We start from the raw sequence: 665 nt of genomic DNA, 5'->3' as shown, positions 1-665 counted from the left end.
TGCGGGCAGGCCGCGTGCTCGCGCTGGCTCACGGAGCAGGGCGCGCACGCCGTCGCGACCGACCTCTCCGCCGGCATGCTGCGCCACGCCCGCGAGGGCAACGCGCGCACCGGCCTCGCCGTGCCGCTCGTGCAGGCCAACGCCGAGTACCTGCCGCTGGCCTCGGGCACCTTCGACGCGGCCTGCTCGGCCTTCGGCGCCATCCCCTTCGTCGCTTCGGTGGACGCGGTCTTCGCCGAGGTGCACCGGGTGCTGCGGCCGGGCGCGCCGTGGGTCTTCTCGGTGACTCACCCGATGCGGTGGATCTTCCCCGACGACCCGGGCCCGCTGGGGCTCACCGTCACCCAGCCGTACTTCGACCGGACCCCGTACGTCGAGGTCGACGACGAGGGCACCGCCACCTACGTCGAGTACCACCACACCCTCGGCGACTACGTGCGCGCGCTGGCCGCGGCCGGCTTCGCGCTGGACGACCTGGTCGAGCCCGAGTGGCCGGCCGGGCACACGCGGGTGTGGGGCCAGTGGAGCCCCCTGCGCGGCAAGCTCTTCCCCGGCACGGCGATCTTCCGCACGCACCGCTCGTGACCTCGCTGGAGGAGCAGCAGAACGCGCGGTTCGCCGCGCTCGACCCGCTGCTGCCGCCGATCGCCGCCCCGCCGGCGGTG

General features: G+C 75.0%; 1 protein-coding gene. It reads left to right on the top strand.

Annotation, left to right across the window (positions count from 1 at the left end; all coding sequences use genetic code 11):
- A partial coding sequence (locus tag G3I65_RS09070) for a class I SAM-dependent methyltransferase (protein WP_160695692.1) occupies positions 1 to 585 on the top strand: 585 nt, incomplete at its 5' end.
- Positions 586 to 665 lie beyond the last annotated feature (80 nt).

This window comes from Amycolatopsis sp. SID8362 (genome assembly GCF_010550475.1).
Classification (GTDB): Bacteria; Actinomycetota; Actinomycetes; order Mycobacteriales; family Pseudonocardiaceae; genus Amycolatopsis; species Amycolatopsis eburnea.
This window is presented reverse-complemented; position numbering and strand designations above follow the sequence as displayed.